Origin of the sequence: Microbacterium fluvii, assembly GCF_025515205.1 — a bacterium.
Taxonomy (GTDB): Bacteria; Actinomycetota; Actinomycetes; order Actinomycetales; family Microbacteriaceae; genus Microbacterium; species Microbacterium fluvii.
This window is the reverse complement of the sequence record NZ_JAOPFX010000001.1, coordinates 704,348-725,466: the sequence shown is the minus strand read 5'-3', so window position 1 is coordinate 725,466 and position 21,119 is coordinate 704,348. Positions and strand designations below refer to the sequence as shown.

Annotated in this window: 19 protein-coding genes; 6 read left to right on the top strand and 13 right to left on the bottom strand. The window is 71.3% G+C overall.

Going from position 1 to position 21,119, the window contains the following annotated elements; all coding sequences use genetic code 11:
- The first annotated feature begins 90 nt into the window (after positions 1–90).
- Positions 91–2,199 carry a S9 family peptidase gene (locus tag OAW74_RS03220; protein ID WP_262872892.1) on the top strand — a complete coding sequence of 703 codons (2,109 nt, stop codon included), beginning with the start codon at positions 91–93 and terminating at the stop codon, positions 2,197–2,199.
- A 444-nt stretch (positions 2,200–2,643) separates the two neighbouring features.
- Complete coding sequence (locus tag OAW74_RS03215) at positions 2,644–3,615, top strand: DUF559 domain-containing protein (RefSeq protein WP_262872891.1); 972 nt, start codon at positions 2,644–2,646, stop codon at positions 3,613–3,615.
- 345 nt (positions 3,616–3,960) lie between these two features.
- Here OAW74_RS03215 and OAW74_RS03210 read toward each other — a convergent pair whose 3' ends face one another.
- The 3 genes from OAW74_RS03210 to coaBC all read right to left on the bottom strand — a co-directional run bounded on the left by OAW74_RS03210 (position 3,961) and on the right by coaBC (position 8,723).
- Positions 3,961–4,989, bottom strand: coding sequence for a 6-phosphofructokinase (locus OAW74_RS03210; RefSeq protein ID WP_262872890.1), 1,029 nt, complete (start codon positions 4,987–4,989; stop codon positions 3,961–3,963).
- A gap of 95 nt (positions 4,990–5,084) precedes the next feature.
- On the bottom strand, positions 5,085–7,247 hold the full coding sequence (locus OAW74_RS03205) for a DEAD/DEAH box helicase (RefSeq protein WP_262872889.1): 2,163 nt from the start codon (positions 7,245–7,247) through the stop codon (positions 5,085–5,087).
- A 237-nt stretch (positions 7,248–7,484) separates the two neighbouring features.
- Complete coding sequence (gene coaBC, locus OAW74_RS03200) at positions 7,485–8,723, bottom strand: bifunctional phosphopantothenoylcysteine decarboxylase/phosphopantothenate--cysteine ligase CoaBC (RefSeq protein WP_262872888.1); 1,239 nt, start codon at positions 8,721–8,723, stop codon at positions 7,485–7,487.
- Positions 8,724–8,763: 40 nt separating this feature from the next.
- Here coaBC and OAW74_RS03195 point away from each other — a divergent pair, with 40 nt between their 5' ends.
- Positions 8,764–9,477 (top strand): NRDE family protein, encoded by a 714-nt coding sequence (locus OAW74_RS03195; protein WP_262872887.1) that lies wholly within the window; start codon positions 8,764–8,766, stop codon positions 9,475–9,477.
- A gap of 34 nt (positions 9,478–9,511) precedes the next feature.
- The gene (gene deoC / locus OAW74_RS03190; protein ID WP_262872886.1) at positions 9,512–10,225 is read left to right on the top strand and encodes a deoxyribose-phosphate aldolase; all 714 of its coding nucleotides are present in this window, start codon (positions 9,512–9,514) and stop codon (positions 10,223–10,225) included.
- On the opposite strand, the gene OAW74_RS03185 is transcribed toward deoC, so the two are convergent.
- From OAW74_RS03185 to OAW74_RS03175, 3 genes are read right to left on the bottom strand one after another with little or no spacing between them, the layout of a single operon-like run.
- On the bottom strand, positions 10,219–10,968 hold the full coding sequence (locus OAW74_RS03185; protein WP_262872885.1) for a hypothetical protein: 750 nt from the start codon (positions 10,966–10,968) through the stop codon (positions 10,219–10,221). The genes deoC and OAW74_RS03185 overlap by 7 nt on opposite strands.
- Positions 10,965–11,924, bottom strand: coding sequence for a bifunctional riboflavin kinase/FAD synthetase (locus tag OAW74_RS03180; protein WP_262872884.1), 960 nt, complete (start codon positions 11,922–11,924; stop codon positions 10,965–10,967). Before OAW74_RS03180 ends, OAW74_RS03185 begins: the two co-directional genes overlap by 4 nt.
- Positions 11,921–12,373, bottom strand: coding sequence for a hypothetical protein (locus OAW74_RS03175; protein ID WP_262872883.1), 453 nt, complete (start codon positions 12,371–12,373; stop codon positions 11,921–11,923). The genes OAW74_RS03180 and OAW74_RS03175 overlap by 4 nt, the downstream gene beginning before the upstream one ends.
- Before the next feature lie 101 nt (positions 12,374–12,474).
- On the opposite strand from OAW74_RS03175, the gene OAW74_RS03170 reads away from it, so the two are divergent.
- Positions 12,475–13,590, top strand: coding sequence for a peptidoglycan DD-metalloendopeptidase family protein (locus OAW74_RS03170; RefSeq protein ID WP_262872882.1), 1,116 nt, complete (start codon positions 12,475–12,477; stop codon positions 13,588–13,590).
- A 6-nt stretch (positions 13,591–13,596) separates the two neighbouring features.
- Here the strand turns inward: OAW74_RS03170 and OAW74_RS03165 are convergent, their stop codons facing one another.
- The 3 genes from OAW74_RS03165 to OAW74_RS03155 are packed head-to-tail and all read right to left on the bottom strand — an operon-like array spanning position 13,597 to position 15,526.
- Positions 13,597–13,965, bottom strand: a complete 369-nt coding sequence (locus OAW74_RS03165; protein WP_262872881.1) for a hypothetical protein — start codon at positions 13,963–13,965, stop codon at positions 13,597–13,599.
- Positions 13,962–14,855: a tRNA pseudouridine(55) synthase TruB gene (gene truB, locus OAW74_RS03160; protein ID WP_262872880.1), complete on the bottom strand. Its 894-nt coding sequence runs from the start codon at positions 14,853–14,855 to the stop codon at positions 13,962–13,964. Before truB ends, OAW74_RS03165 begins: the two co-directional genes overlap by 4 nt.
- A complete protein-coding gene (locus OAW74_RS03155; RefSeq protein ID WP_262872879.1) occupies positions 14,855–15,526 on the bottom strand; it encodes a uridine kinase in 672 nt (223 codons plus the stop codon). The genes truB and OAW74_RS03155 overlap by 1 nt, the downstream gene beginning before the upstream one ends.
- Before the next feature lie 36 nt (positions 15,527–15,562).
- Between OAW74_RS03155 and OAW74_RS03150 the strand changes: the two genes are divergently transcribed.
- Complete coding sequence (locus tag OAW74_RS03150; RefSeq protein WP_262872878.1) at positions 15,563–16,429, top strand: A/G-specific adenine glycosylase; 867 nt, start codon at positions 15,563–15,565, stop codon at positions 16,427–16,429.
- Between the two features lie 10 nt (positions 16,430–16,439).
- Here the strand turns inward: OAW74_RS03150 and rbfA are convergent, their stop codons facing one another.
- The 4 genes from rbfA to nusA form a co-directional block, all read right to left on the bottom strand.
- Entirely contained in the window at positions 16,440–16,871 is a 432-nt protein-coding gene (rbfA, locus tag OAW74_RS03145) for a 30S ribosome-binding factor RbfA (RefSeq protein WP_262872877.1), read from the bottom strand.
- A gap of 88 nt (positions 16,872–16,959) precedes the next feature.
- Entirely contained in the window at positions 16,960–19,713 is a 2,754-nt protein-coding gene (gene infB, locus OAW74_RS03140) for a translation initiation factor IF-2 (protein WP_262872876.1), read from the bottom strand.
- 92 nt (positions 19,714–19,805) lie between these two features.
- Complete coding sequence (locus OAW74_RS03135; RefSeq protein ID WP_262872875.1) at positions 19,806–20,057, bottom strand: YlxR family protein; 252 nt, start codon at positions 20,055–20,057, stop codon at positions 19,806–19,808.
- A gap of 15 nt (positions 20,058–20,072) precedes the next feature.
- A complete protein-coding gene (gene nusA, locus OAW74_RS03130; protein ID WP_262872874.1) occupies positions 20,073–21,062 on the bottom strand; it encodes a transcription termination factor NusA in 990 nt (329 codons plus the stop codon).
- Positions 21,063–21,119: the final 57 nt, after the last annotated feature.

Genomic DNA, 21,119 nt, shown 5'->3' with positions numbered 1-21,119 from the left:
GGAAAGAATCCTTACATCGGGCACCCTCCTGGTCAACTCGAGCGGGCACGCGATAGCAGACTCACAAGGTGGGAGGGCTAGCGTGGAACGGTGACCACCCGCATCCCCGCCCCCGTCGCCGATTCCCGCCCCGTCGTTCGGACCCACCACGGCGACAGCGTCGAAGACCGCTACGAGTGGCTGCGCGCCAAGGACGACCCCGCCGTGATCGCGCATCTGGAGACCGAGAACGCCTACACCGAGGCCCGCACCGCCCATCTCGAGCCGCTGCGGACCCGCATCTTCGACGAGATCAAGTCGCGGACCCTCGAGACCGATCTGTCGGTGCCGGTGCGCCGGGGCGACTGGTGGTACTACGGACGCACCGTCGAGGGCCAGCAGTACGGCATCCAGTGCCGCGCGCCGCTGGCCTCGGTCGACGACTGGACCCCGCCGCAGCTCTCCCCCGAGGTCGAGGTGCCGGGCGAGCAGGTGCTGCTCGACGGCAACGTCGAGGCGGAGGGGAACGACTTCTTCTCTCTGGGCAGCTTCGAGGTCACCGCCGACGGCGCCCGCATGCTCTACGGCATCGACGTCGCCGGCGACGAGCGCTACACGGTGCGCGTGCGCGACCTGAGCACCGGCGAGCAGCTGCCCGACGAGATCCCCGGGACCTTCGCCGGGGCGACCTTCTCGCCCGACGGCCGGTTCATCGTCTACACCACGATGGACGACGCCTGGCGCCCCGACACCGTGTGGCTGCACGAGTTGGGCACCCCCGTCGGCGACGACGCGAAGCTCTTCCACGAGCCCGACGAGAAGTACTGGGTCGGCGCCGATTTCACCCGCAGCGACCGCTACCTCATGATCGGCCTCGGCTCATCGATCACCTCGGAGGAGTGGATCGTGGATGCCGCCGACCTGCGCTCCCAGCCGCGCCTCGTGTGGCCGCGCCGGGAGGGCGTCGAATACTCCTCGTCGCACGCCGTGATCGACGGCGACGACGTGCTGTTCGTGCTGCACAACGACCACGCTCTCGACTTCGAGCTCGCACGCGTCTCGGCCGACGACCCGGCCGGCGAGCGCTCGGTCGTGATCGCGCACGAGCCGGGGCGGCGACTGCTCGGGCTGTCGACGTTCCGCGACTGGGGGGTGCTGGGCTACCGCCGCGGCGGCCTCGAGCAGTTGGGGCTCCTCGACTACGCGACCGGCGCGGTCACCGAGCTCGCGTTCGACGAGGAGCTGTATTCGGTCGGCACGGCGGGCAATCCGGAGTGGGCTCCCCCCGTCATCCGCATCGCCTACGGCTCGTTCGTCACCCCGAACACCGTCGCCGACTACGAGGTCGCCACCGGTGCCCTGCTCGAGCGCAAGCGGCAGCCCGTGCTGGGCGGCTACGACCCCGCCGACTACGGTCAGGCTCGGGTGTGGGCACCCGCGCACGACGGCACGCTCATCCCGGTGTCGCTGGTCTACAAGCGCTCCTTCGGCGAGGCAGGCGAAGCGCCCCGCCCGCTGCACCTGTACGGCTACGGATCGTACGAGCACTCGATCGATCCCGGTTTCTCGGTCGCACGGCTGTCGATGCTCGATCGCGGCGTCGTGTTCGCCGTCGCCCACGTCCGAGGCGGTGGCGAGATGGGCCGACAGTGGTACGAAGACGGCAAGCTGCTGCGCAAGCGCAACACCTTCACCGACTTCGACGACGTCGCCCGCCACCTCATCGGCGAGGGCTACACGACCGCCGACCGGCTGGTGGCCGAGGGCGGGTCGGCCGGCGGCCTGCTGATGGGCGCCGTCGCCAACATCGCGCCCGAACTGTATGCGGGCATCGTCGCCGACGTGCCCTTCGTCGATGCGCTGACCACGATCCTCGATCCCTCGCTGCCGCTGACGGTCATCGAGTGGGACGAGTGGGGCGACCCGCTGCACAGCCCCGCCGTGTACGCCTACATGAAGTCGTACTCGCCCTACGAGAACGTGCGCGAGGGGGTCGAATACCCCCGCATCCTCGCCGTGACCTCGCTCAATGACACCCGCGTGCTCTACGTCGAACCGGCCAAGTGGGTCGCACGCCTGCGCGAGGTGGGCGCCGACGCGCTGCTGAAGTGCGAGATGGTCGCCGGGCACGGCGGCGTCTCCGGCCGTTACAACGCGTGGCGCGAGCGGGCGTTCGAGCTGGCGTGGATGCTCGACGTGCTGGGCCTGACGGAGGGCTGAGGCAGCGGCATCCGCCCGGGTGAGGCTCGGGCGCTGGGGGTGGTCTGCTGCGGCCGGCGGCCCGGCCCGGCCCGGTTCGGTCGCACAAGGTGCGGGTTGGGTGCCGCGCCAGCCGCATCTTCTGCGACCGCCCGCACCCCCGGGTCGCACAACCTGCGGGTTCAGCGGCTCCCCCGCGCAATTTCTGCGACCACCCCACACCCCCGGTCGCACAACCCGCTGGTTGGGCGCCGCCCAGCCGCACCTTCTGCGACCGCCGCATCCTGTCGCACAACCCGCGACCATGCCCGGCCCCCAGCCGCATCTTCTGCGACCTTCCCCGACCGTCGGTCGCACTTTAGTGCGACCGACGTCGCCTCCTCCCCCGCGGGCGCCGGGGGCGAACTTCACCCCGACACGGGGATGGTCCGACCGCGGGTGATCCGGGTGGCGCTCAATGGAGAGATGACACGCGCACGCCCGCTGCCTTCTCAACTCGACGCCGCCGGCTTCACCGTCGCCTCGGCGCGCGAGGCGGGGGTCAGCCACTCGCGCCTGCGTGCCACCGATCTCGACGCACCCACCCGGGGCGTGCGGCACGTGCGCCAGCCCCCGATCGAGGTCGCCGAGAACGAGACGGCATCCGAGCGCATGGAACGGCTCCGCGACGATCTGTTCCAACGGGCGGCGCTGATCGGGCTGGTGCTCACCGCCGACCAGTTCTTCAGTCACGAGACGGGGCTCGCCCTGGCCGGCGTTCCCCTGCCCTACACCACGGCCGCCCAGCGGGAGCTGCACGTGTCGACCAGGCATCCGGCAGCGAAGCCTCGCCGGGCGCGAGTCGTCGGTCACCGGCTGCCGAAGCGAGATCCGGCGCGCTCGACCGCACGTGGTCTGCCGATCGAGGAGCCCGCTCGGATGTGGCGGCAGGTCGCGGGCACGTGGAGCCTCGACGATCTCATCTGCGCCGGCGACCACCTCGTGTGCCCGCGCACCGGGCTGGCGACCCTCGACGATCTGCGTGCCGAACTCGCCCTCGCCGGCGATGTGCCCGGCCACCCGCTCGCGCGGGCACTCGCCCTGATCCGTGTCGGCGCCGAAACCGCCGAGGAGACGCGAGTGCGGCTGCTCATCGCGCGAGCGGACCTCCCGGAGCCTGCGCTGAACTGGTCGTTGCACGCGCCCGACGGGCGATTCGTCGCACGCATCGATCTGGCGTATCCGCGCCACCGGGTGGCGATCGAGTCAGATGGGCGCACGCACGCGGTCGATCAGAAGCAGTTCGCCCGCGACGCAGATCGATGGGAGGAGATCAGGGCCGAGGGGTGGCGGCTCGTGCGCATCCTCAGTCACCATCTGCGCCCGGATCCGCAGGTGGCGATCGACAAGGTCACCGCCGCCCTCTGGGACGCCGGATGGCGCCCAGGGCGCGCGTAGACCCCTCGCGGTCTCGGGGACTCCGGGATGCCGCATCCCTGGTCGCGTGCGACGCCCGCGGATGGCTCCCGGTCTCAGAAACGTCGAGTCCCGGGAAGCTGACCCGGCAGATTCTGCGACCGCATGCGACGCCCGGTCTCAGAATCTGCGGATGCTGAGCGCCCACCCGACCGGTTCTGCGACCGCATCCGTCCCGCAGTCTCACAACCTGCGGATGCCGCCTCCCGCGGTCACACTTTAGTGCGACCGCCGGGGCACAGCGGGGCCGACGGGCACCGCCCGCCGAAGCACACTCAGCCGAACGGGGCACAGCGGGGCCGACGGGCACCGCCCGCCGAAGCACACTCAGCCGAACAGCGCGGCAGCCTCTTCGTAGCGGTACTGCGGCACCGTGTTCAGCTCGCCCAGAGCCTCTTCGAAGGGCACCCGCACAATGTCGGTGCCCTGCATCGAGACCATCTGGCCCCAGGCGCCGTCGACGACCGCATCGGCGGCGTGCAGGCCCAGGCGCGTCGCGAGCACCCGGTCGAAGGCCGACGGCGAACCGCCGCGCTGGATGTGACCGAGCACCGTCGCCCGCGTCTCCATGCCGGTGATCCGCTCGATCTCGGGCGCCAGCACCTCGCCGATGCCGCCCAGCCGAGGACGGTTGAACGCGTCGAGTCCCTTGTCGCTGTAGGCCTCGTCCATGCCCTGCAACGTGAAGCCCTCCGACACCACCACGAGCGGAGCACGGCCGCGGTCGCGGGCCTTGCTGACCTGCTCGGCGATCTGGTCGATCGACATCGGCACCTCGGGGATGCAGATGACGTGCGCACCGGCGGCGATGCCCGCGTGCAGGGCGATCCAGCCGACGTGGCGTCCCATGACCTCGGCGACCATGCAGCGCTGGTGCGAGTCGCCCGTCGTGCGGAGGCGATCCATCGCCTCGGTGGCGATGTTCACGGCGGTATCGAATCCGAAGGAGTAGTCGGTCGCGCGCAGGTCGTTGTCGATCGTCTTGGGGACGCCGAGCACGTTGATGCCGTCGTTGTAGAGGCGGTTGGCTGCCGCGAGGGTGCCTTCGCCGCCGATCGCGATGATGCCGTCGATGCGGTGGCCGTAGAGCGTCTTGGCGATGTTCTCGGCGCCACCGCGGGGCCCCTCGTAGGGGTTGGTGCGACTCGTGCCGAGGATCGTGCCGCCGACCTTCGACAGCCCCTTGACCTCGTGGCGGGTCAGCGGGAAGAAGTCGCCGTCGACCACGCCGCGCCAGCCGTCCCTGATGCCGACGAACTCGAGATCGTAGGTCATCGTTCCCTTGAGCACGACGCCTCTGATCACCGCGTTCAGCCCGGGGCAGTCGCCGCCGCTGGTGAGGATGCCGATCTTCATGCTGGGTCCTTGCTGTCGTGGGATGAGAAGGGCGCCGTCGCCTTCTCCGACACTATCGCCGGATCAGGCGGCCCGACCAGACCGCTCGACCGTGTCTACTCCGCTCCGAGCGCGCGACGCAGCAGATGCATGAGCGCCGACAGCTGCACCGAGTCGCTCGAGGTCGGGTCGACGGCATCGCCGTCGAGGGCCCTGGCGGCCAGTCCCTGCTTCGAGTCGATCAGCTCGGCGATCTTCGTGTCGATGGTGTGCGCGGCGATGATCCGCCACGCCGTCACCGGTTCGTCCTGCCCGATGCGGTGCACACGGTCGATCGCCTGCGTCTGCTCGGCGGCCGTCCACGACAGCTCGGCGAGCACGACGTTCGACGAGGCCTGCATGTTGACACCGACGCCGGCGGCGGTCAGCGAGCAGACCGCGATGCCCACATCGGGGTCGGAGTTGAACGCGTCGATCGCCTGCTGACGCGCCGCGGCGGTCTGATCGCCGCGGAGCGACACGGTGCGCAGTCCCGCCGCGGCGAAGTGCGCCTCGGCGGTGTCCATGACGTCGATGTGCTTGGCGAAGAACACCACCTTGCCGACCGACCGCTGCAGCTGCACGGCATAGTCGGCGGCGAGCACCGCCTTGGCCTGGCCGATGCGGCGCACCATCGTGAAGACGTTCTCGGCGCCCGTGCCTGCGGCCTTCGACTCCTCGAGCTCGCCGTGGGCGACCAGCCGCACGATGTCGTCGTCGATCTCGCCTGGCGCCAGGCCCCGGTCGCCTCGGGCCTCGATGATGCGGCGGTACTTGGCCGCAAGCCGCTCGCCGAGCTCGCGCTCGGCCTGGCGGATCGAACGGCCGAACTCGTCGTCGAGCTCCACGGGAAGATCCGCGATGAGCTTGTCCGGCAGGTCGGTGGCCACGTCCTTCTTGCGTCGGCGCACGATGCCCATCGAGATGACGGCGTCGCGTGCCTCCGGATAGAAGGCCTTGTCTGCGGGGGTGAGCCCCGTCTCGTCGAGCTTGGCCATGAGGGCGGGACCGGGCTTCTCGCCGGTCGTCCAGCCGAGGAACCGCCAGATCGCGTCGAAGTCCTCGACATCGTTGATCAGCGGCGTTCCCGTGAGCGCCAGCAGCAGCGGGTCGCGCACCTGCTCGCGGATGCGGGCGGCCAGCGCCAGCACGTTCTGCGAGCGCTGCGAGGTGAGGTTCTTGATGAAGTGCGCCTCGTCGACGACCATGCCCTTCAGGCCCATGGAGCCCAGCCACGACAGGTGCCGGTCGAGGATCTCGTAGTTGACGATGAAGACGTCCGCGAAGGCGTCGACGTCGTCGCCGTCGCCCGAGATCACGGTGGCACGCCGCTGCGGCGTCCAGCGCTCGACCTCGCGCGCCCAGTTCATCTTCACGACGTTGGGGACGACCGCCAGGAGCGGGTAGGCGCCGGCGACGGATGCGGCCAGCACCGACTCCGCCGTCTTGCCGAGGCCCGGCTCATCGGCCAGCAGGAAGCTGCGGTGACCCTCGCGCACCGCCTCGAGGAAGCGGGACTGGTGCGGCATGACCTCCAGCCCCTTGGGCGAGAGCCGGTCGAACTCGGGCACGGCCGGCAGCGGCATGGTCGCAGACCCGCCGCCCGCTCCCGACTCGAACGCCTTGTAGAGCGGCCCCATGAGCTCCCAGCCGTCGAGGCGTCGACGGGGGGTCTGCGCGGGCGCGCGCAGCGACAGATCGGGGGCGAGGAACGGGTTCGACTCGCGCCGGGACTCGACCTGCGGCGGCAGCACCTGCCGCTCGGCGAGCGCCTCCGGAACGACCTGCGTGATCTTCGGGGCGACGTCGGTGATGATCAGCTCGTCGGGGGCGAGCTCGGCGCCCGACTCGAGCAGCCAATCCCGGCGCATGCGCTGCGCGACCGGGGAGGTCGCCTGGTCGACCTCGAGCAGCTGGATGAGCGAGGTGTCGCGCGCGGCCGTCTTAGCGAGGATCGTCGCGACGCCGTCGAGGCGCTTGAGCAGTTCGGCGCGCGCGGCGTCGGTGAGGTCGGCATCGGCCTTGACCCTGGCGCGCTCCTCGCGCACCAGGAAGGCGATCACCTGGAACTTGACGCGGTTGGTGGGCCCGAGCTTGCCGCGCTGGGCCTTCGCCTCGACCTCGCGCACCTTGCGGGCGAGGATCGGGATGACGGGCGCTTCGTCGTCGCGGCGGGCGGGCGAGCCCTTTCTGCGCCGCTGGTTCGCCGTCTTCTGAGCGGCGGGTGCCGTGGTCGGCATGCTCCTCCTGAGCGTGAATGCCGGAAAGCTCCGGCGAGGACCGGCCGATCGGGCCGGTGGGGTCGTCATGCTCCCGCGGGCGGCGCAGGCGCCGTCGTCGACGCGGGATGGCGGCGAGCTCGGTGTCGGCCGCGGGCACTCGCTTCTGCGAGCTGCGGCTCGGACAGAGAGTCCGCCACGCAGAAGTCTAGCGGAACCGGGGCCGCAGACCCCAGCATCCGTGTCGCGCGCGCGACGTCAGCTGCGCACGGCGACGACGGCGTCCCAGACGGCCTCGGCGACATCGCGCTTGGTTCCGCGTGGCTCGGCGACGACACGACCCTCGACGTCGACGATCACGAGCGCGTTGCGGTCGGTCTCGAACCCGCGCTCCCAGCCGACCTCGTTGGCCGCCAGCAGGTCGACGCCCTTGCGGGCCGCCTTGCGGCGGGCCCGATCGATGAGCGCCTCGCCGTCGCCCGGCGTCTCGGCGGCGAACCCCACGATGGTCTGCCCCTCGCGCCGATCCCGCACGAGCCCCGCGACGATGTCATCGGTCTCGACGAGCTCGAGCGTGATCGCCGGCCCCGCCGCACTCTCTTTCGTGAGCTTCCGAGGGGCGATCCCCTCGACCCGGTAGTCGGCGACCGCTGCCGCCATGACGATGACGTCAGCCACCACCGCGGCCGAGCGCATCGCCTCGCCGAGCTCGGCCGCAGTCCCGGCGGCGACGATCCGCACGGCGGTCGGCAGCGCCGCCTCGGCGAGAAGACCGCGGTCGACGTGCGCGGCCACGAGCACGACCTCGGCACCCCGCTCTGCCGCCGCGGCGGCGAGGGCGAGCCCCTGCCGCCCGCTGGAGCGGTTGCCGATGAAGCGCACCGGATCGATCGGCTCACGCGTGCCGCCCGCGCTCACCGCCACCCGCAGGCCGGCCAGGTCGTGACGGCGCACGACGTGCTCCGCTCCCCCTGCGTCGGCCGCCGCGAGCGCCTCGGCGAAGATCGCCTCGGGTTCCGACATGCGCCCCTCGCCGCTGTCGCCGCCGGTGAGTTCGCCCTCGTCGGGCCCGACGATCGTCACGCCGCGCTCGCGGAGAGTGCGGATGCTGTGCTGCGTGGCCGGGTGCCGCCACATCTCGGTGTGCATGGCGGGTGCCACGACGACCGGAGCCGTGGTGGCAAGTAGGGTTGTCCCCAGCAGATCGTCCGCGAGGCCAACGGCCATCTTCGCCAGCGAGTTCGCCGTCGCCGGCGCCACGATGACGAGGTCGGCCGCCTGTCCGAGTGCGACGTGGCGCACCTGTGCGACATCCTCGTGCACCGAGGCTGTGACGGGACTGCGGCTGATGGCCTCCCACGTGGGAGCACCCACGAACCGGAGCGCCGAGGCGGTGGGCACGACGTGCACCTCGTGCCCGTCTTTGACCAGCAGCCGCACGAGCTGAACGACCTTGTAGGCGGCGATCCCGCCGGTGACACCCACCACGACGAACATCCACCGATCTTCCCACGACCACGAAACCGAGGCATGCTCCATGTGCACCGTGATCATCCGCGTTCCGCAGCGCGACGGCGATCCCGTGCGTCTGCTCGCGGTGCGCGATGAAGACCCGTCGCGGCCGTGGAACCCGCTCGGCCCCTGGTGGGACGCCAGGCCCGAGATCGTCGGGGTGCGCGACGCCCGCGCGGGCGGCGCGTGGCTGGCCGCCGACGGACCCGCGGGGCGGCTCGCCGTGCTGCTCAACCGCGCCGACGTCACCGATCGTCCGGAGTCCGAACTCGTCTCGCGCGGTTCCGTCGTGCTCGACGCGGTGGCCGGTCGTGCTCCGGCCGGCGATCCGCGCACGCACGGGTTCAACCTCGTCGACGTGCACGGCTCGCATGCGCGGGTGACGACGTGGGACGGCGCGGGACTGACGACCGAGCAGCTCTCGCCCGGCACGCACATGATCGCGCACGACGGCGTCGACGACCCCGCGACGGCGCGCATCGCGCGCTGGCTCGGCGAGTTCGCCGACACCGCCCTGGCCGACGGACCGGAGTGGTGGATGCCGTGGCTCGCGGTGCTGGAGCGCTCGGCATCCCTGCCGAGCGACGACGACCGCGCGATCATCCGCGACAACCGCCGCCACGGCTATCCGACGCTGTCGCTGCTGGCGTGCGTCGCCGAGATCGCCCCCGGCGCGGCCGACGTGCACTATGGCGAGCTGCGCACGCCAGGGGTGTGGAACCGGATCGACCTGAGCTGACCGCAGACGGCGCGGCGGTTCTAGGCTGGAAGGCATGAGCTACAGCGAAGCCGACATCGCCGCCACGATCGACCACGCGATCCTCAAGCCCGAGCTGACCCGCGCAGACGTCGATGCCGAGCTCGACATCGCGGCCGAGTGGAAGGTGTTCAGCGTCTGCGTGCGCCCGAGCGACATCCCGCATGCCGTGGAGCGCCTCGCCGGCACGGGCGTCGCCGTCGGCACCGTGATCGGCTTCCCCCACGGCACCACCTCGACGGCGACCAAGGTCGCCGAGGTGCACCAGGCCCTGGCCGACGGTGCCGTCGAGCTCGACATGGTGCTCAACATCGGCTGGCTGCGCTCGGGCTTCGGCGCCGAGGTGGAGGCCGACATCCGCGCCGTGGTGGAGGCGGCGGGCGACCACATCGTGAAGGTCATCTTCGAGACGGCCTACCTCACCGACGACGAGATCGTGCGGGCCTGCCGGCTCAGCGAGGCAGCAGGGGCCGATTTCGTCAAGACCTCCACCGGATTCGCCGGTGGAGGTGCGACCCTCCCCCACGTGACCCTGATGCGCGCGAGCGTCGGCCCCGAGGTGCAGGTCAAGGCCTCGGGAGGAGTCCGCAGCCTCGACACCGCGGTCGCCTTCCTCGATGCGGGCTGCACGCGCCTGGGCACGAGCGCCAGCGCCACGATCCTCGGTGAGGCGCGCGCCATCGCGGCGGGCGCTGCCGCGACCGGCGCGGTCGACGACTCCTCCTACTGAGGCTCGGCCGGCGCGGCGACGGCCTCCGGGTGCGCCGTCAGCACCGGCGCGACGAGCTCCTCGACCGTGATTCCCCGGCGCGCCGCCTCGGCGACCAGGCGCCTGCCGAGTTCGCGGCTGACATCGCCACGAGCGATGCCTGCGTCGTCGGGCAGCAGAATCGACAGCACCGGCACGACGATGGCCCCGAGCGCCGCGAGGATCGCGAAGATGCCCAGGACGCGGGGGTACACCTCCCAATCGAGCTCATCGGCCCACACCTGCACGATCAGCATCGCCGTCACGATCGCGAACAGCGCCAGGGTGAGCAGCAGACCGATCCGCACAACCGTGCGACGCCGATCGGCCAGCATCAGCAGCAGCGAGGCGAGCGCCGAGGCGGAGGTGAGCACGACACCGGTCCACAGCATCCGATACATGTCCGACCAGAGATCCCAGCTCCAGGGCGCCCACACGAGCACGAGGGAGCAGACGGCGGTCGCCACGGCGATCGCGGCGCCGATCAGCCCGAACAGCTGGGCGCGGCGGCCGACGAGGGTGAGGCAGCACAGCACCGCGAGACTGAATGCGCCCACGAGCGAGGTCGTGCCCAGCACCCGGTAGCCGGTGTCGTCGAGCCGACCGCCCACGAGCACCGTGATCCCGCCGATCGCGGCGAGCGCGAAGGCGACGACGATGATCCAGACGACCACCCTGCGCACCGTGCGTGCCACCGTGCCGGGAGCGTGGTCGTCTCCTGTCATGTCAGCGCCTCTCGCACCTTCTCGACGTCGTCGGCGATCTGCCGCACGAGGGCATCGACGCCCTCGAACGCGACCATACCGCGCACCCGATCGGTGAACTGCAGTTCGACACGGTGGCCGTAGAGGTCGAGACCCGTCTCGTCGAGCACATAGGCCTCGACCTGGCGGGCGGGCACGTCGTCGAAGGTCGGGTTGGTGCCGACGCTGATGGCGGCCGGGTAGCGGATGCCGGGGCGGAGCCCGTCGGCAGAGCCCTCGTCGACGAGCCAGCCCGCGTAGACGCCGTCTGCCGGCACGAAGCCCTCGAGGTCGGCGGAGAGGTTCGCGGTCGGAAAGCCCAGCTCGCGGCCCCGCTTGAGTCCGTGCACGACCTCGCCCCACACCGAGGCGGGGCGGCCCAGCAGCTTGCCGGCGTCGGCGACATCGCCGGCGGTGAGGAGCTCGCGGATCCACGTCGACGACACCCGACGACCGGCGTCGCGCGACTGCACGTCCTGCACCACCTCGACGCGGAAGCCGAACTCGCCGCCGAGCTCGCTCAGGGTGTCGGGGGTGCCTGCGCCGCCCTTGCCGAAGCGGAAGTCGTCGCCGACGAGCACGGTGCGAGCACCGAGGGCCTCGGCGAGGACGTGCTCGACGAACTCGCGAGGCGACAGCGACGCGAGCGCCTCGTCGAAGCGCAGCATGAGGGTCGCGTCGATGCCGGTCTCGGCGAGCATCCGCAGCTTCTGGGTGACGCCGACGAGGCTCACGGGGCACAGCTCGGGGCGCAGGAGCGCGAGCGGGTTGCGGTCGAACGTGACGGCGACCACCTTGGCGCCGCCGGTGGCGGCATCGACCCGCGCGCGTTCGAGGACCGCGCGGTGCCCGGCGTGCACGCCGTCGAACTTGCCGATGGCGACCACCGATGGACCGAAGCCGGACGGCACTTGTGCCGGCTCGTGGAAGACGATCACCAGCTCGACCTCTCCTGTTCGACCGGCTCGGCCTGCACAGCACCCTCACGATGGGAGATCAGCCACCACAGGCCCACGAAGGGCAGGATCAGCGGCACCCAGAGGTAGCCGTATCCGTAGCCGGACCAGACCGTGGCATCGTGGGCGAACAGACTCGGCACGACCAGGCTCAGCGTGCCGACGACGAGCACCCCGACCAGCTCGAAGCAGATCGCGATCCAGGCGACGATGTACCAGGGGCGCGAGCCCGACCTGATGAGGGCGACGGTCGCGAGGATGTAGACCAGCGCGGCGACCGCCGACAGCGTGTAGGCGACGGGTGCGGCCTCGAAGTCCTCGACGATCTGCACGAACGAGCGGCCGGTGGCCGCCAGCGCCATGATCGCGTAGACGACCACGAGCACGCGGCCGACACCGGTCATGCGGGGGGTGCGGGACGAGTCGGACATGACGGATCCAGCTTAGTTCGCCGCCCGCCCTCTCCTCCCCCGGCCCGCAGCCCGCTACGATGCGAGAACCCTGTGTCGCCGTCCCCCCGCCGAGGCCAGCCATGAGAACGTTCTCCCCCCGCACGCTCCTGATCGCCGCAGGCACCGCCGTCGCGCTGTCTCTGGCCTCGATCGCGCCCGCCGGCGCCGCGTCGCCGAGCCCGACGACGACCGCGACGCCCAGCGCCACGGCGACGCCGAAGCCGACCGCGACCGCCACGCCCACGGCGACGCCGAAGCCCACGGCGACGCCCACCCCGACACCGACACCGACACCGACGGTTCCTGCCGCGACGACGTTCAAGACGCCGCTGAAGGCGAGCTACACGGTGACCTCCTACTTCGGCCCGCGGTGCCTGCCGCTGCCAGGGGCTTCCACCTACCACTACGGCATCGATCTGGCGGCGCCCTCCGGCACGGCGATCTATGCGATCGCGGCGGGTGTGGTCACGGCGACCGTCTCCGGCACCACGTCGCGGGCCGGCTACATCGCCGTGCGCCACACGATCTCGGGCGTCACCTACACCTCGATGTACTACCACATCTGGTCTGCCACGACTCAGGTGAAGGTCGGCGACATCGTCAAGGCCGGTCAGCGCATCAGCGAGGTCGGAACGAGCGGCGGCTCGACCGGCCCCCACCTGCATCTGGAGATCTGGCGCAGCGGCGGGCCCACCGCCCTCGACCCGCCGGTGTTCCTCAAGCCCCGCGGCGTCGACCTGTACGGTGCCGCCAAGGCCGTCACCGCGAAGGCCACCCCGGCGACGTGCACGTACTACGCGACGGCCGACCTCAACCTGCGGTCGGAGCCGTCGACGTCGAGCTCGGTGGTCAAGCTGCTGGCCAAGGGCACGGCGGTCGTGCACGTGCCGGGCCAGTCCACCTCGGGCTTCCTTCCGGTCACGGTGGGAAAGCTCACCGGGTGGGTGTCATCGTCGTACGTCTCGCCCAACAAGCCCGCGGCGACCGCCTCGAGCACCACCAAGAAGGTCACCTACAAGACCACGGCGGCCTTGAACCTGCGCGCGACCGCGTCGAGCAAGGGAAAGGTGCTGCTCGTGATCCCCAAGGGGAAGAGCGTCGGGGCCGTCAAGGGCACGAGCGGCGTGTGGCGCAAGGTGACCTACGGCGGCAAGACCGGCTGGGTGCACAAGGACTACCTCAAGAAGAAGAGCTGAGCGCGCTCACGCCACCTGCACGGTCCAGATGACGTGCATGCGCCACACCATGACAGCCACCGCGAGCCCCGCGACGCCCATGATCACGGTGCTCCATCTGCTGCGCTCCAGCAGCGCCCAGAACACCGCCGCCGGCGGCAGCAGCGCGGCCGAGACGAGATAGACCCAGAACTCCAGGGCGCTGCCGGTGGGTGCATTGCCCACGAGCGGCGCCACGATCGCCACGACGACCTGGGCGAGCAGCAGCACCTCCACCAGCGCGAGCGAGCCGACCGACAGGTCGCTGGGTCGCCGCCCCGCGAGACCCAGGATCATGCACATCAGCCCAGACGCCACGGCGACGACGAGCTGCGCGATCGTGAACCACAGGATCATGCGTCGCCCTCCTCTGGCATGTTCATGGTGCTCTTGACGTCGTCGCCCCGGGTGTCGACGACTCCCACCAGCCGCCCCTGGGGGTCGATCGCGGCAGCCGGCCTGGCGGGCAGCCGGCGGGCCGCACCGCTGAGCCGCTTGCCGTGGCGCAGATCGCGGGCTTCGTCGGCGGTGACGTCGAATCGGCCCAGCACCGCGGCCGCCACCTCGGCGGGATCGGCCAGCGCCGCGGCCGCGATGTCGTCGACGGCGACGGCGCCGTCGACCTCGAACGGCCCGATGCGGGTGCGCCGCAGCGCGGTGAGATGACCGCCCACCTCGAGCGCCGCGCCGAGGTCGCGCGCAAGGGCGCGGATGTAGGTGCCGCTGGAGCAGTCCACCTCGACGTCGAGATCGATCACGTCGATCCCGTCGACGCGGGTGGCGCGCTCGCCGCGCACCTCGAAGCGCGACACCGTCACCTCGCGCGCCGCGAGCTCGACGTGCTCCCCCGCTCTGGCCAGGTCGTACGCGCGGCGCCCGCCCACCTTGATCGCCGAGACGCGGCTGGGCACCTGCGAGATCCGGCCGGTCAGCGGAGCGATCGCGGCGGCGATCTGCGCGGCGGCGAGGTGCGCGGCATCCGCGCGAGAGGTGATCTCGCCGTCGGCGTCGTCGCTGTCGGTCGCCACTCCCAGCCGGATCGTCGCGGCGTAGGTCTTGTCGAGCCCGACGAGAAAGGTCAGCAGCCGGGTCGCCGAATCGACGCCGAGCACCAGCAGCCCCGTCGCCATCGGGTCGAGGGTGCCCGCGTGCCCGATCTTGCGGGTGCCGAGGGCGCGCCGGGCGCGCGCCACGACGTCGTGGCTCGTGATGCCGCCCGGCTTGTCGACGAGGAGGATCCCGCCCATCAGCAGAAGTCCCGGTAGACGCGTCGGGGGTGTGCGGGGTCGGAGTTGTCGACGATGACGGATGCCGCCACCTGCGGATCCGCCTCGCGCAGGTACCGCTCCTGGCCGAGCCGGTAGCGGTCGTTCGAGGGCGCGAGCGGGTCGGGGTCGCTGCCGTCGCGCAGCGCCATGCGGCGGTAGGCCTCCTCCATCGGCACGTCGAGCCACAGCGACCAGTTCCACGCTCCCCGCAGCTCCGGGCGGTGCAGGAAGATTCCGTCGACGATCAGTACGGCATCGCGCGGCGCCGTCGTCCACGCGGCCTCGACGGGGGCGTCGCGGGCGAGGTCGAAAGCGGCCAGCTGAAAGCCGATCGTGGCCGTCTGCGCGCCGTCCCGGAAGGGCTCCAGCAGCACGCGGCGGAAGGTGGCGTAGTCGTATGAGTCGAGGTAGAACCCGTCTGGCGACGTGCGCCCCCGCGCGTAGCGCTCGGCGCGGGGGCGGTGGAAGTCGTCGATCGACGCGCGGAACACCGCGACACCGGCCTCGGCGAACGTGTCGGCGAACGTCGTCTTGCCCGCGCCGTCGAGGCCGTCGACGGCCAGCATGATGCGTCCGGCGCGGTAGCTGCGCCGCACCTCGTCGCGCAGCTCGCGGCACAGCGTCGTGACGGGGGTGATCGGCAGGCGCATGGTTCCAGCCTACGGTCCAGCGCCTACGCTGAAGGGATGCCCGACCTCGCGACGCCGCTGATCGCGTGGTACGGCTCGAACGCCCGCGACCTGCCGTGGCGCCGGCCGGGGTTCGGCGCATGGGGAACGCTGGTGAGCGAGTTCATGCTGCAGCAGACGCCGGTGAGCCGTGTGATCCCGCACCTCGACGCCTGGCTGTCCCGCTGGCCCACCCCCGCGGCCCTCGCCGCCGACCCACCCGCCGAGGCCGTGCGGCAATGGGCGAACCTCGGCTACCCGCGCCGGGCGCTGTGGCTGCACCGCGCGGCCGTCGAGATCCGCGATCGGCACGACGGCGTCGTGCCCCGCGAGGTCGACGAGCTGCTCGCCCTCACCGGCATCGGCGACTACACCGCGCGGGCCGTCGCCGTCTTCGCCTACGGCGACCGTCATCCCGTCGTCGACACCAACACCCGGCGCGTACTCGCGCGCGCGGTCGAGGGCCGCAGCCAGCCCGGGCCGCCGGCGAAGACGGATCTCGCGCGCATGGCGGCGCTCCTGCCGCCTGTCGACGAGGAGGCGGCGATCCTCAACGCCGCGACGATGGAGCTCGGCGCCGTGATCTGCACCGCTCGCACCCCTCGGTGCGACGCATGCCCGATCTCGGACCGCTGCGCGTGGCGCGCGGCCGGCTGCCCCGACACCGGAGACGCCCGCCGCAAGCAGGCGCGCTACGAGGGCAGCGACCGGCAGGCGCGCGGCGCCGTGCTGCGGATGCTGCGCCACGCCGACGCGCACGCCGTGCGGCTCGATGAGGTCATCGCCGATTGGCCCGACGCGCGCCAGCGCGACCGCGCGATCGACTCGCTCGTCGCCGACGGGCTCGCCGAGGCCGTCGAGGGCACTCTGCGGCTGCCCGTGTGAGCCCGGGGGCTTACTCGGCGTCGACCTCGCGCGGCTTGACGTAGGGGTCCTCGTCGCCGGCGTAGCTGGCGCCGGTCGCGGTGGCCGCCACGGCGGCGTCGCGCTCGCGCGCCTCGCGCAGCAGGTCTTCGATGTGGCCCGCGTTCTCGGGGATCGCGTCCAGGATGAACTCGAGCGTCGGGGTGAGGCGCACGCCGAGCTTGCGGCCGACCTCGCTGCGCAGCATCCCGGTCGCCGACTTCAGCGCCTCGGCGGTGCCTGCGCGCTCCTCTTCGCTGCCGAGCACGGTGTAGAACACCGACGCGTGCTGCAGGTCGCCCGTCACGCGCACGTCCGTGATCGTCACGAACCCGAGGCGCGGGTCGCGCAGCCCCTTCTCGAGGCGCTCCGCGATGAGGACGCGGATGCGATCGGCCAGGCGGGCCTGTCGTTCCGAACTCATTTCACTCTCCTTCTGAGCCCCACACCTGCGGGGCCGACGCTGGACCCGGTCGCCTCGCAGAGGCGATCGGGTCCAGCGGCACGGTGGGTCAGCCGCGCGGCTTCTCCACCATCTCGGTCGTCTCGATCTCGTCGCCGACCTGGATGTCGTTGTACTTGCCCAGGCCGATACCGCACTCGAAGTCGGTGCGGACCTCGGTGACGTCGTCCTTGAAGCGACGCAGCGACTCGATGGCCAGCCCGTCGGCGAGCACGACGCCGTCGCGGATGACCCGCGCCTTCGCGTTGCGCGTGATCGTGCCCGAGCGGACGATGACACCGGCGATGTTGCCGAACTTCGAGGAGCGGAACACCTCGCGGATCTCGGCGACGCCCGACTGGACCTCTTCGTATTCCGGCTTGAGCATGCCCGTGAGCGACTGCTCCACGTCGTCGATCGCGTTGTAGATCACCGAGTAGAACCGCACGTCGACACCCTCGCGGGCGGCGCGCTCGCGCGCCTTCGTGTCGGGGCGCACGTTGAAGCCGATGACGATCGCGTTGTCGATCGTGGCCAGGTTGATGTCGGACTCCGTGATCGCACCGACGCCGCGGTGGATGATGCGCAGCTGCACCGAGTCGTCGACCTCGATCTTCAGCAGCGACTCCTCGAGAGCCTCCACGGCACCCGAGACGTCGCCCTTGATGATGAGGTTGAGCGACTCGACCTTGCCCTCTTCGAGAGCACGTGTGAAGTCCTCGAGCGAGATGCGCTTGCGGGCCTTCGCCAGCTGAGCGTTGCGCTCGGCAGCCTCGCGCTTCTCGGCGATCTGACGGGCCGTGCGGTCTTCATCGGTGACGATGAAGGTGTCGCCGGCACGGGGGACCGAGTTGAGACCCTGCACCTGCACGGGACGCGACGGAGCGGCCTCGTCGACCGCATCGCCGTTCTCGTCGATCATGGCGCGGACACGGCCGTAGGCGGTGCCTGCGACGATCGCGTCTCCGACGCGCAGCGTTCCGGACTGGATGAGCACCGTGGCGACCGATCCGCGGCCCTTGTCGAGCTTGGCTTCGATCGCGACACCGCGGGCCGCCTTGTTCGGGTTGGCCGTGAGGTCCAGGCCCGCGTCCGCGGTCAGCAGCACGGCGTCGAGGAGATCCTGGATGCCGGTGTTCTGGCGAGCCGAGACGTCGACGAACATGACGTCGCCGCCGTACTCCTCGGCGACCAGACCGTATTCGGTCAGCTGCTGGCGCACCTTGGCGGGGTTCGCCTCGGGCTTGTCGACCTTGTTGACCGCGACCACGATCGGCACGCCGGCGGCCTGCGCGTGGTTGAGGGCCTCCACCGTCTGCGGCATGATGCCGTCGTCGGCGGCGACCACCAGGATCGCGATGTCGGTGACCTGCGCACCACGGGCACGCATGGCGGTGAACGCCTCGTGACCGGGGGTGTCGATGAAGGTGATGGCGCGCTCGATGCCGTCGTGCTCGGTCCACACCTGGTACGCACCGATGTGCTGCGTGATGCCGCCGGCCTCGCCCGCCACGACATTGGTCTGGCGGATGGCGTCGAGCAGTCGCGTCTTACCGTGGTCGACGTGGCCCATGACGGTCACGACCGGAGGACGGATCTCGAGGTCGTCTTCGCTCTCGGCCTCGAGCTCGGCCTCGAGGTCGAGACCGAAGCCCTCCAGGAGCTCCTTGTCCTCGTCCTCGGGCGAGACCATCTGGATCTTGTAGCCGAGCTCTGCACCCAGCACCTCGAAGGTGGCCTCATCGAGCGATTCGGTCGCCGTGGCCATCTCGCCGAGGTTGAACAGGATCGTCACCAGCGTGCCGGGCTGCACGGTGTAGCCGCGCAGCGCCTCGAGCTTGTCGGCGAAGTCGGCGATCGACGCACCGCGGCGCAGGCGGATGATCTCGCCGTTGCCCTTGGAGACGTTGACGCCGCCGACGACCGGCGCCGACCGCATCTCGAATTCCTGCCGCTTCGCCCTGCGCGACTTGCGCTGCTTCGACTTGCCGCCGCCCTTGCCGAAGGCACCCGCGGTACCGCCGCCGGGGCCACGGCCACGGCCGCCACCGCCGCCGGGGCGACCCGCGAAGCCACCGGGCGCCCCGGGGCCGCCGGTGCCACCGGGCCGCTGGAAGCCGCCGCCGGCCGCGCCGCCGGGGCGGCCGGGGCCGCCGGAGCGCTGCTGGAAGGGGGCGCCGGGGCGACCTGCGCCACCCGGGCGACCTGCGCCGCCGGGGCGCGGGGCACCAGGACGAGGTGCACCGGGGCGCGGAGCCTGCGGGCGCGGGATGTTGCCGGGGGTGGGGCGCTGCCCCATGCCCTGCGCGGACGCGAACGGGTTGTTGCCCGGCCGCGGGCCTGCGGGGCGCTGCCCCATGCCCTGCGCGGACGCGAACGGGTTGTTGCCCGGTCGAGGAGCTCCGCCGGGGCGCGGAGCGCCGGGCGTCGGAGCCGACGGCGCGGCCGCCTCGGGCGCGGACGGCTCCGCGGCAGCCGGGGCGGCGGGTGCCGGGGTCTCGGCGACGGCGGGAGCCGCGGGTGCCGCGGCGGCGGGCGCTGCCGGAGCGGCGGGGGCCGCAGGCTTGGCCGGACCGGGCCGAGGGCCGCTCGGGCGCGCCGCACCGGGGCGCGCGGTCGCCGAAGGCGCGGCCTTGGCGGGCGCCTCAGCGGGCGCGGCCGCTCCGTCTGCCTCGAGGGCAGCGCGCAGCTTGCGGGCCACCGGGGGTTCGATGGTCGATGAGGGGCTCTTGACGAACTCGCCGAGTTCCTTCAGCTTGGCGAGGGCGACTTTGCTGTCGACGCCGAGCTCGGAAGCGATCTCGTGCACGCGTGGTTTTGCCACAATTCTCCTGTCTGGGGCCTACCCAGGACAGGGCAGACCGTTAGTTGCGGACGGGACTCATTTCGAGCCGTTCACTTTGTGTCCATAGCCGTTCAGCCGTTTCGCTGGAGGTGGTTCTGAAGGGTCTGCGTGTCAAGCGGGCCTGACACACGCAATGCTCGTACGAAGGCGCGACGCCGGATGGCGGCATCCACGCACTCGTTCGTCGGATGCACCCACGCACCCCTCCCCGGCATCGCACCGCGCACGTCGGGGACGAGTTCGCTGTGAGGGGCCACGACGCGAAGAAGCGCCGATCGGGGGGCACGCGTGCGACAACCGACGCACGTTCGTACGGGTTCCATCGTACACCCCGCCGCTCAGGCGTCCTCCAAGATGCTGTCGGGCTGGATGTCGATCTTGGCCCCCGTGAGCTTCGCGGCCAGGCGAGCGTTCTGCCCTTCCTTGCCGATCGCCAGCGACAGCTGGTAGTCGGGCACGAGGGCGCGCACGGCCTTGGCCGAGGCATCGAGCACGAAGCTCGAGGTGACCTTCGCCGGCGACAGCGCGTTGGCCACGAAAGCCGCCAGTTCGGGGTTGTAGTCGACGATGTCGATCTTCTCGCCGCCGAGCTCCTCGGTCACGGCGCGCACGCGCCGACCGAGCTCGCCGATGCACGCGCCCTTGGCGTTGATCGAGGGGTCGTTGGCCTTCACCGCGATCTTGGTGCGATGGCCGGCCTCACGCGCGAGCGAGACGATCTCGACGAGGCCCGCCGCGATCTCGGGCACCTCGAGGGCGAAGAGCTTGCGGACCAGCCCCGGGTGGGTGCGCGACACCGTGATCTGGGGCCCCTTGGTGCCCTTGGAGACGCTCGTCACATAGACGCGCAGGCGCGAGCCGTGCGCGTAGTCCTCGCCGGCCACCTGCTCCTCCGGCGGCAGGATCGCCTCGACCGAGCCGAGGTCGACGTGCACCATGCGCGGGTTCGGGCCCTGCTGCACGACGCCGGCGACGATGTCGCCCTCTTTGCCGCGGAACTCGCCGAGCACGGCGTCGTCGGCGATGTCGCGCAGGCGCTGGCCGATGACCTGCTTGGCGGCGAACGCGCCGATGCGGCCGAAGTCGTCGGGGGTGGTCTCCTCCTCGCCGATGACGAGGCCCTCGTCGTCGAGCAGAGGCACGTAGATGCTGACGTGACCGGTCTTGCGGTCCATCTCGGTGCGGGTGCCGGCGGGAAGCTCGCCGGTGGGCGAGGTGTGCTTCGCGTAGGCGGTGAGGATCGCCTGCTCGATGATGTGGACGAGTTCGTCGAAGGGAATCTCCTTCTCGCGCTCGATGGTCCGAAGCAGCGCCAGATCGATGTCCATGACGACCTCCCTATTCAGCTCTCGCCGGAGGGTGCCCCGGCATCTGGACAACGTTAC

Bases quoted from the DNA above. Each gene is read 5' to 3' on its own strand.
- OAW74_RS03215 (WP_262872891.1), top strand. From the start codon at position 2,644: ATGACACGCGCACGCCCGCTGCCTTCTCAACTCGACGCCGCCGGCTTC.
- OAW74_RS03210 (WP_262872890.1), bottom strand. From the start codon at position 4,989: ATGAAGATCGGCATCCTCACCAGCGGCGGCGACTGCCCCGGGCTGAAC.
- OAW74_RS03205 (WP_262872889.1), bottom strand. From the start codon at position 7,247: ATGCCGACCACGGCACCCGCCGCTCAGAAGACGGCGAACCAGCGGCGC.
- coaBC (WP_262872888.1), bottom strand. From the start codon at position 8,723: ATGTTCGTCGTGGTGGGTGTCACCGGCGGGATCGCCGCCTACAAGGTC.
- OAW74_RS03195 (WP_262872887.1), top strand. From the start codon at position 8,764: ATGTGCACCGTGATCATCCGCGTTCCGCAGCGCGACGGCGATCCCGTG.
- deoC (WP_262872886.1), top strand. From the start codon at position 9,512: ATGAGCTACAGCGAAGCCGACATCGCCGCCACGATCGACCACGCGATC.
- OAW74_RS03185 (WP_262872885.1), bottom strand. From the start codon at position 10,968: ATGACAGGAGACGACCACGCTCCCGGCACGGTGGCACGCACGGTGCGC.
- OAW74_RS03175 (WP_262872883.1), bottom strand. From the start codon at position 12,373: ATGTCCGACTCGTCCCGCACCCCCCGCATGACCGGTGTCGGCCGCGTG.
- OAW74_RS03170 (WP_262872882.1), top strand. From the start codon at position 12,475: ATGAGAACGTTCTCCCCCCGCACGCTCCTGATCGCCGCAGGCACCGCC.
- OAW74_RS03165 (WP_262872881.1), bottom strand. From the start codon at position 13,965: ATGATCCTGTGGTTCACGATCGCGCAGCTCGTCGTCGCCGTGGCGTCT.
- truB (WP_262872880.1), bottom strand. From the start codon at position 14,855: ATGGGCGGGATCCTCCTCGTCGACAAGCCGGGCGGCATCACGAGCCAC.
- OAW74_RS03155 (WP_262872879.1), bottom strand. From the start codon at position 15,526: ATGCGCCTGCCGATCACCCCCGTCACGACGCTGTGCCGCGAGCTGCGC.
- OAW74_RS03150 (WP_262872878.1), top strand. From the start codon at position 15,563: ATGCCCGACCTCGCGACGCCGCTGATCGCGTGGTACGGCTCGAACGCC.
- rbfA (WP_262872877.1), bottom strand. From the start codon at position 16,871: ATGAGTTCGGAACGACAGGCCCGCCTGGCCGATCGCATCCGCGTCCTC.
- OAW74_RS03135 (WP_262872875.1), bottom strand. From the start codon at position 20,057: ATGGAACCCGTACGAACGTGCGTCGGTTGTCGCACGCGTGCCCCCCGA.
- nusA (WP_262872874.1), bottom strand. From the start codon at position 21,062: ATGGACATCGATCTGGCGCTGCTTCGGACCATCGAGCGCGAGAAGGAG.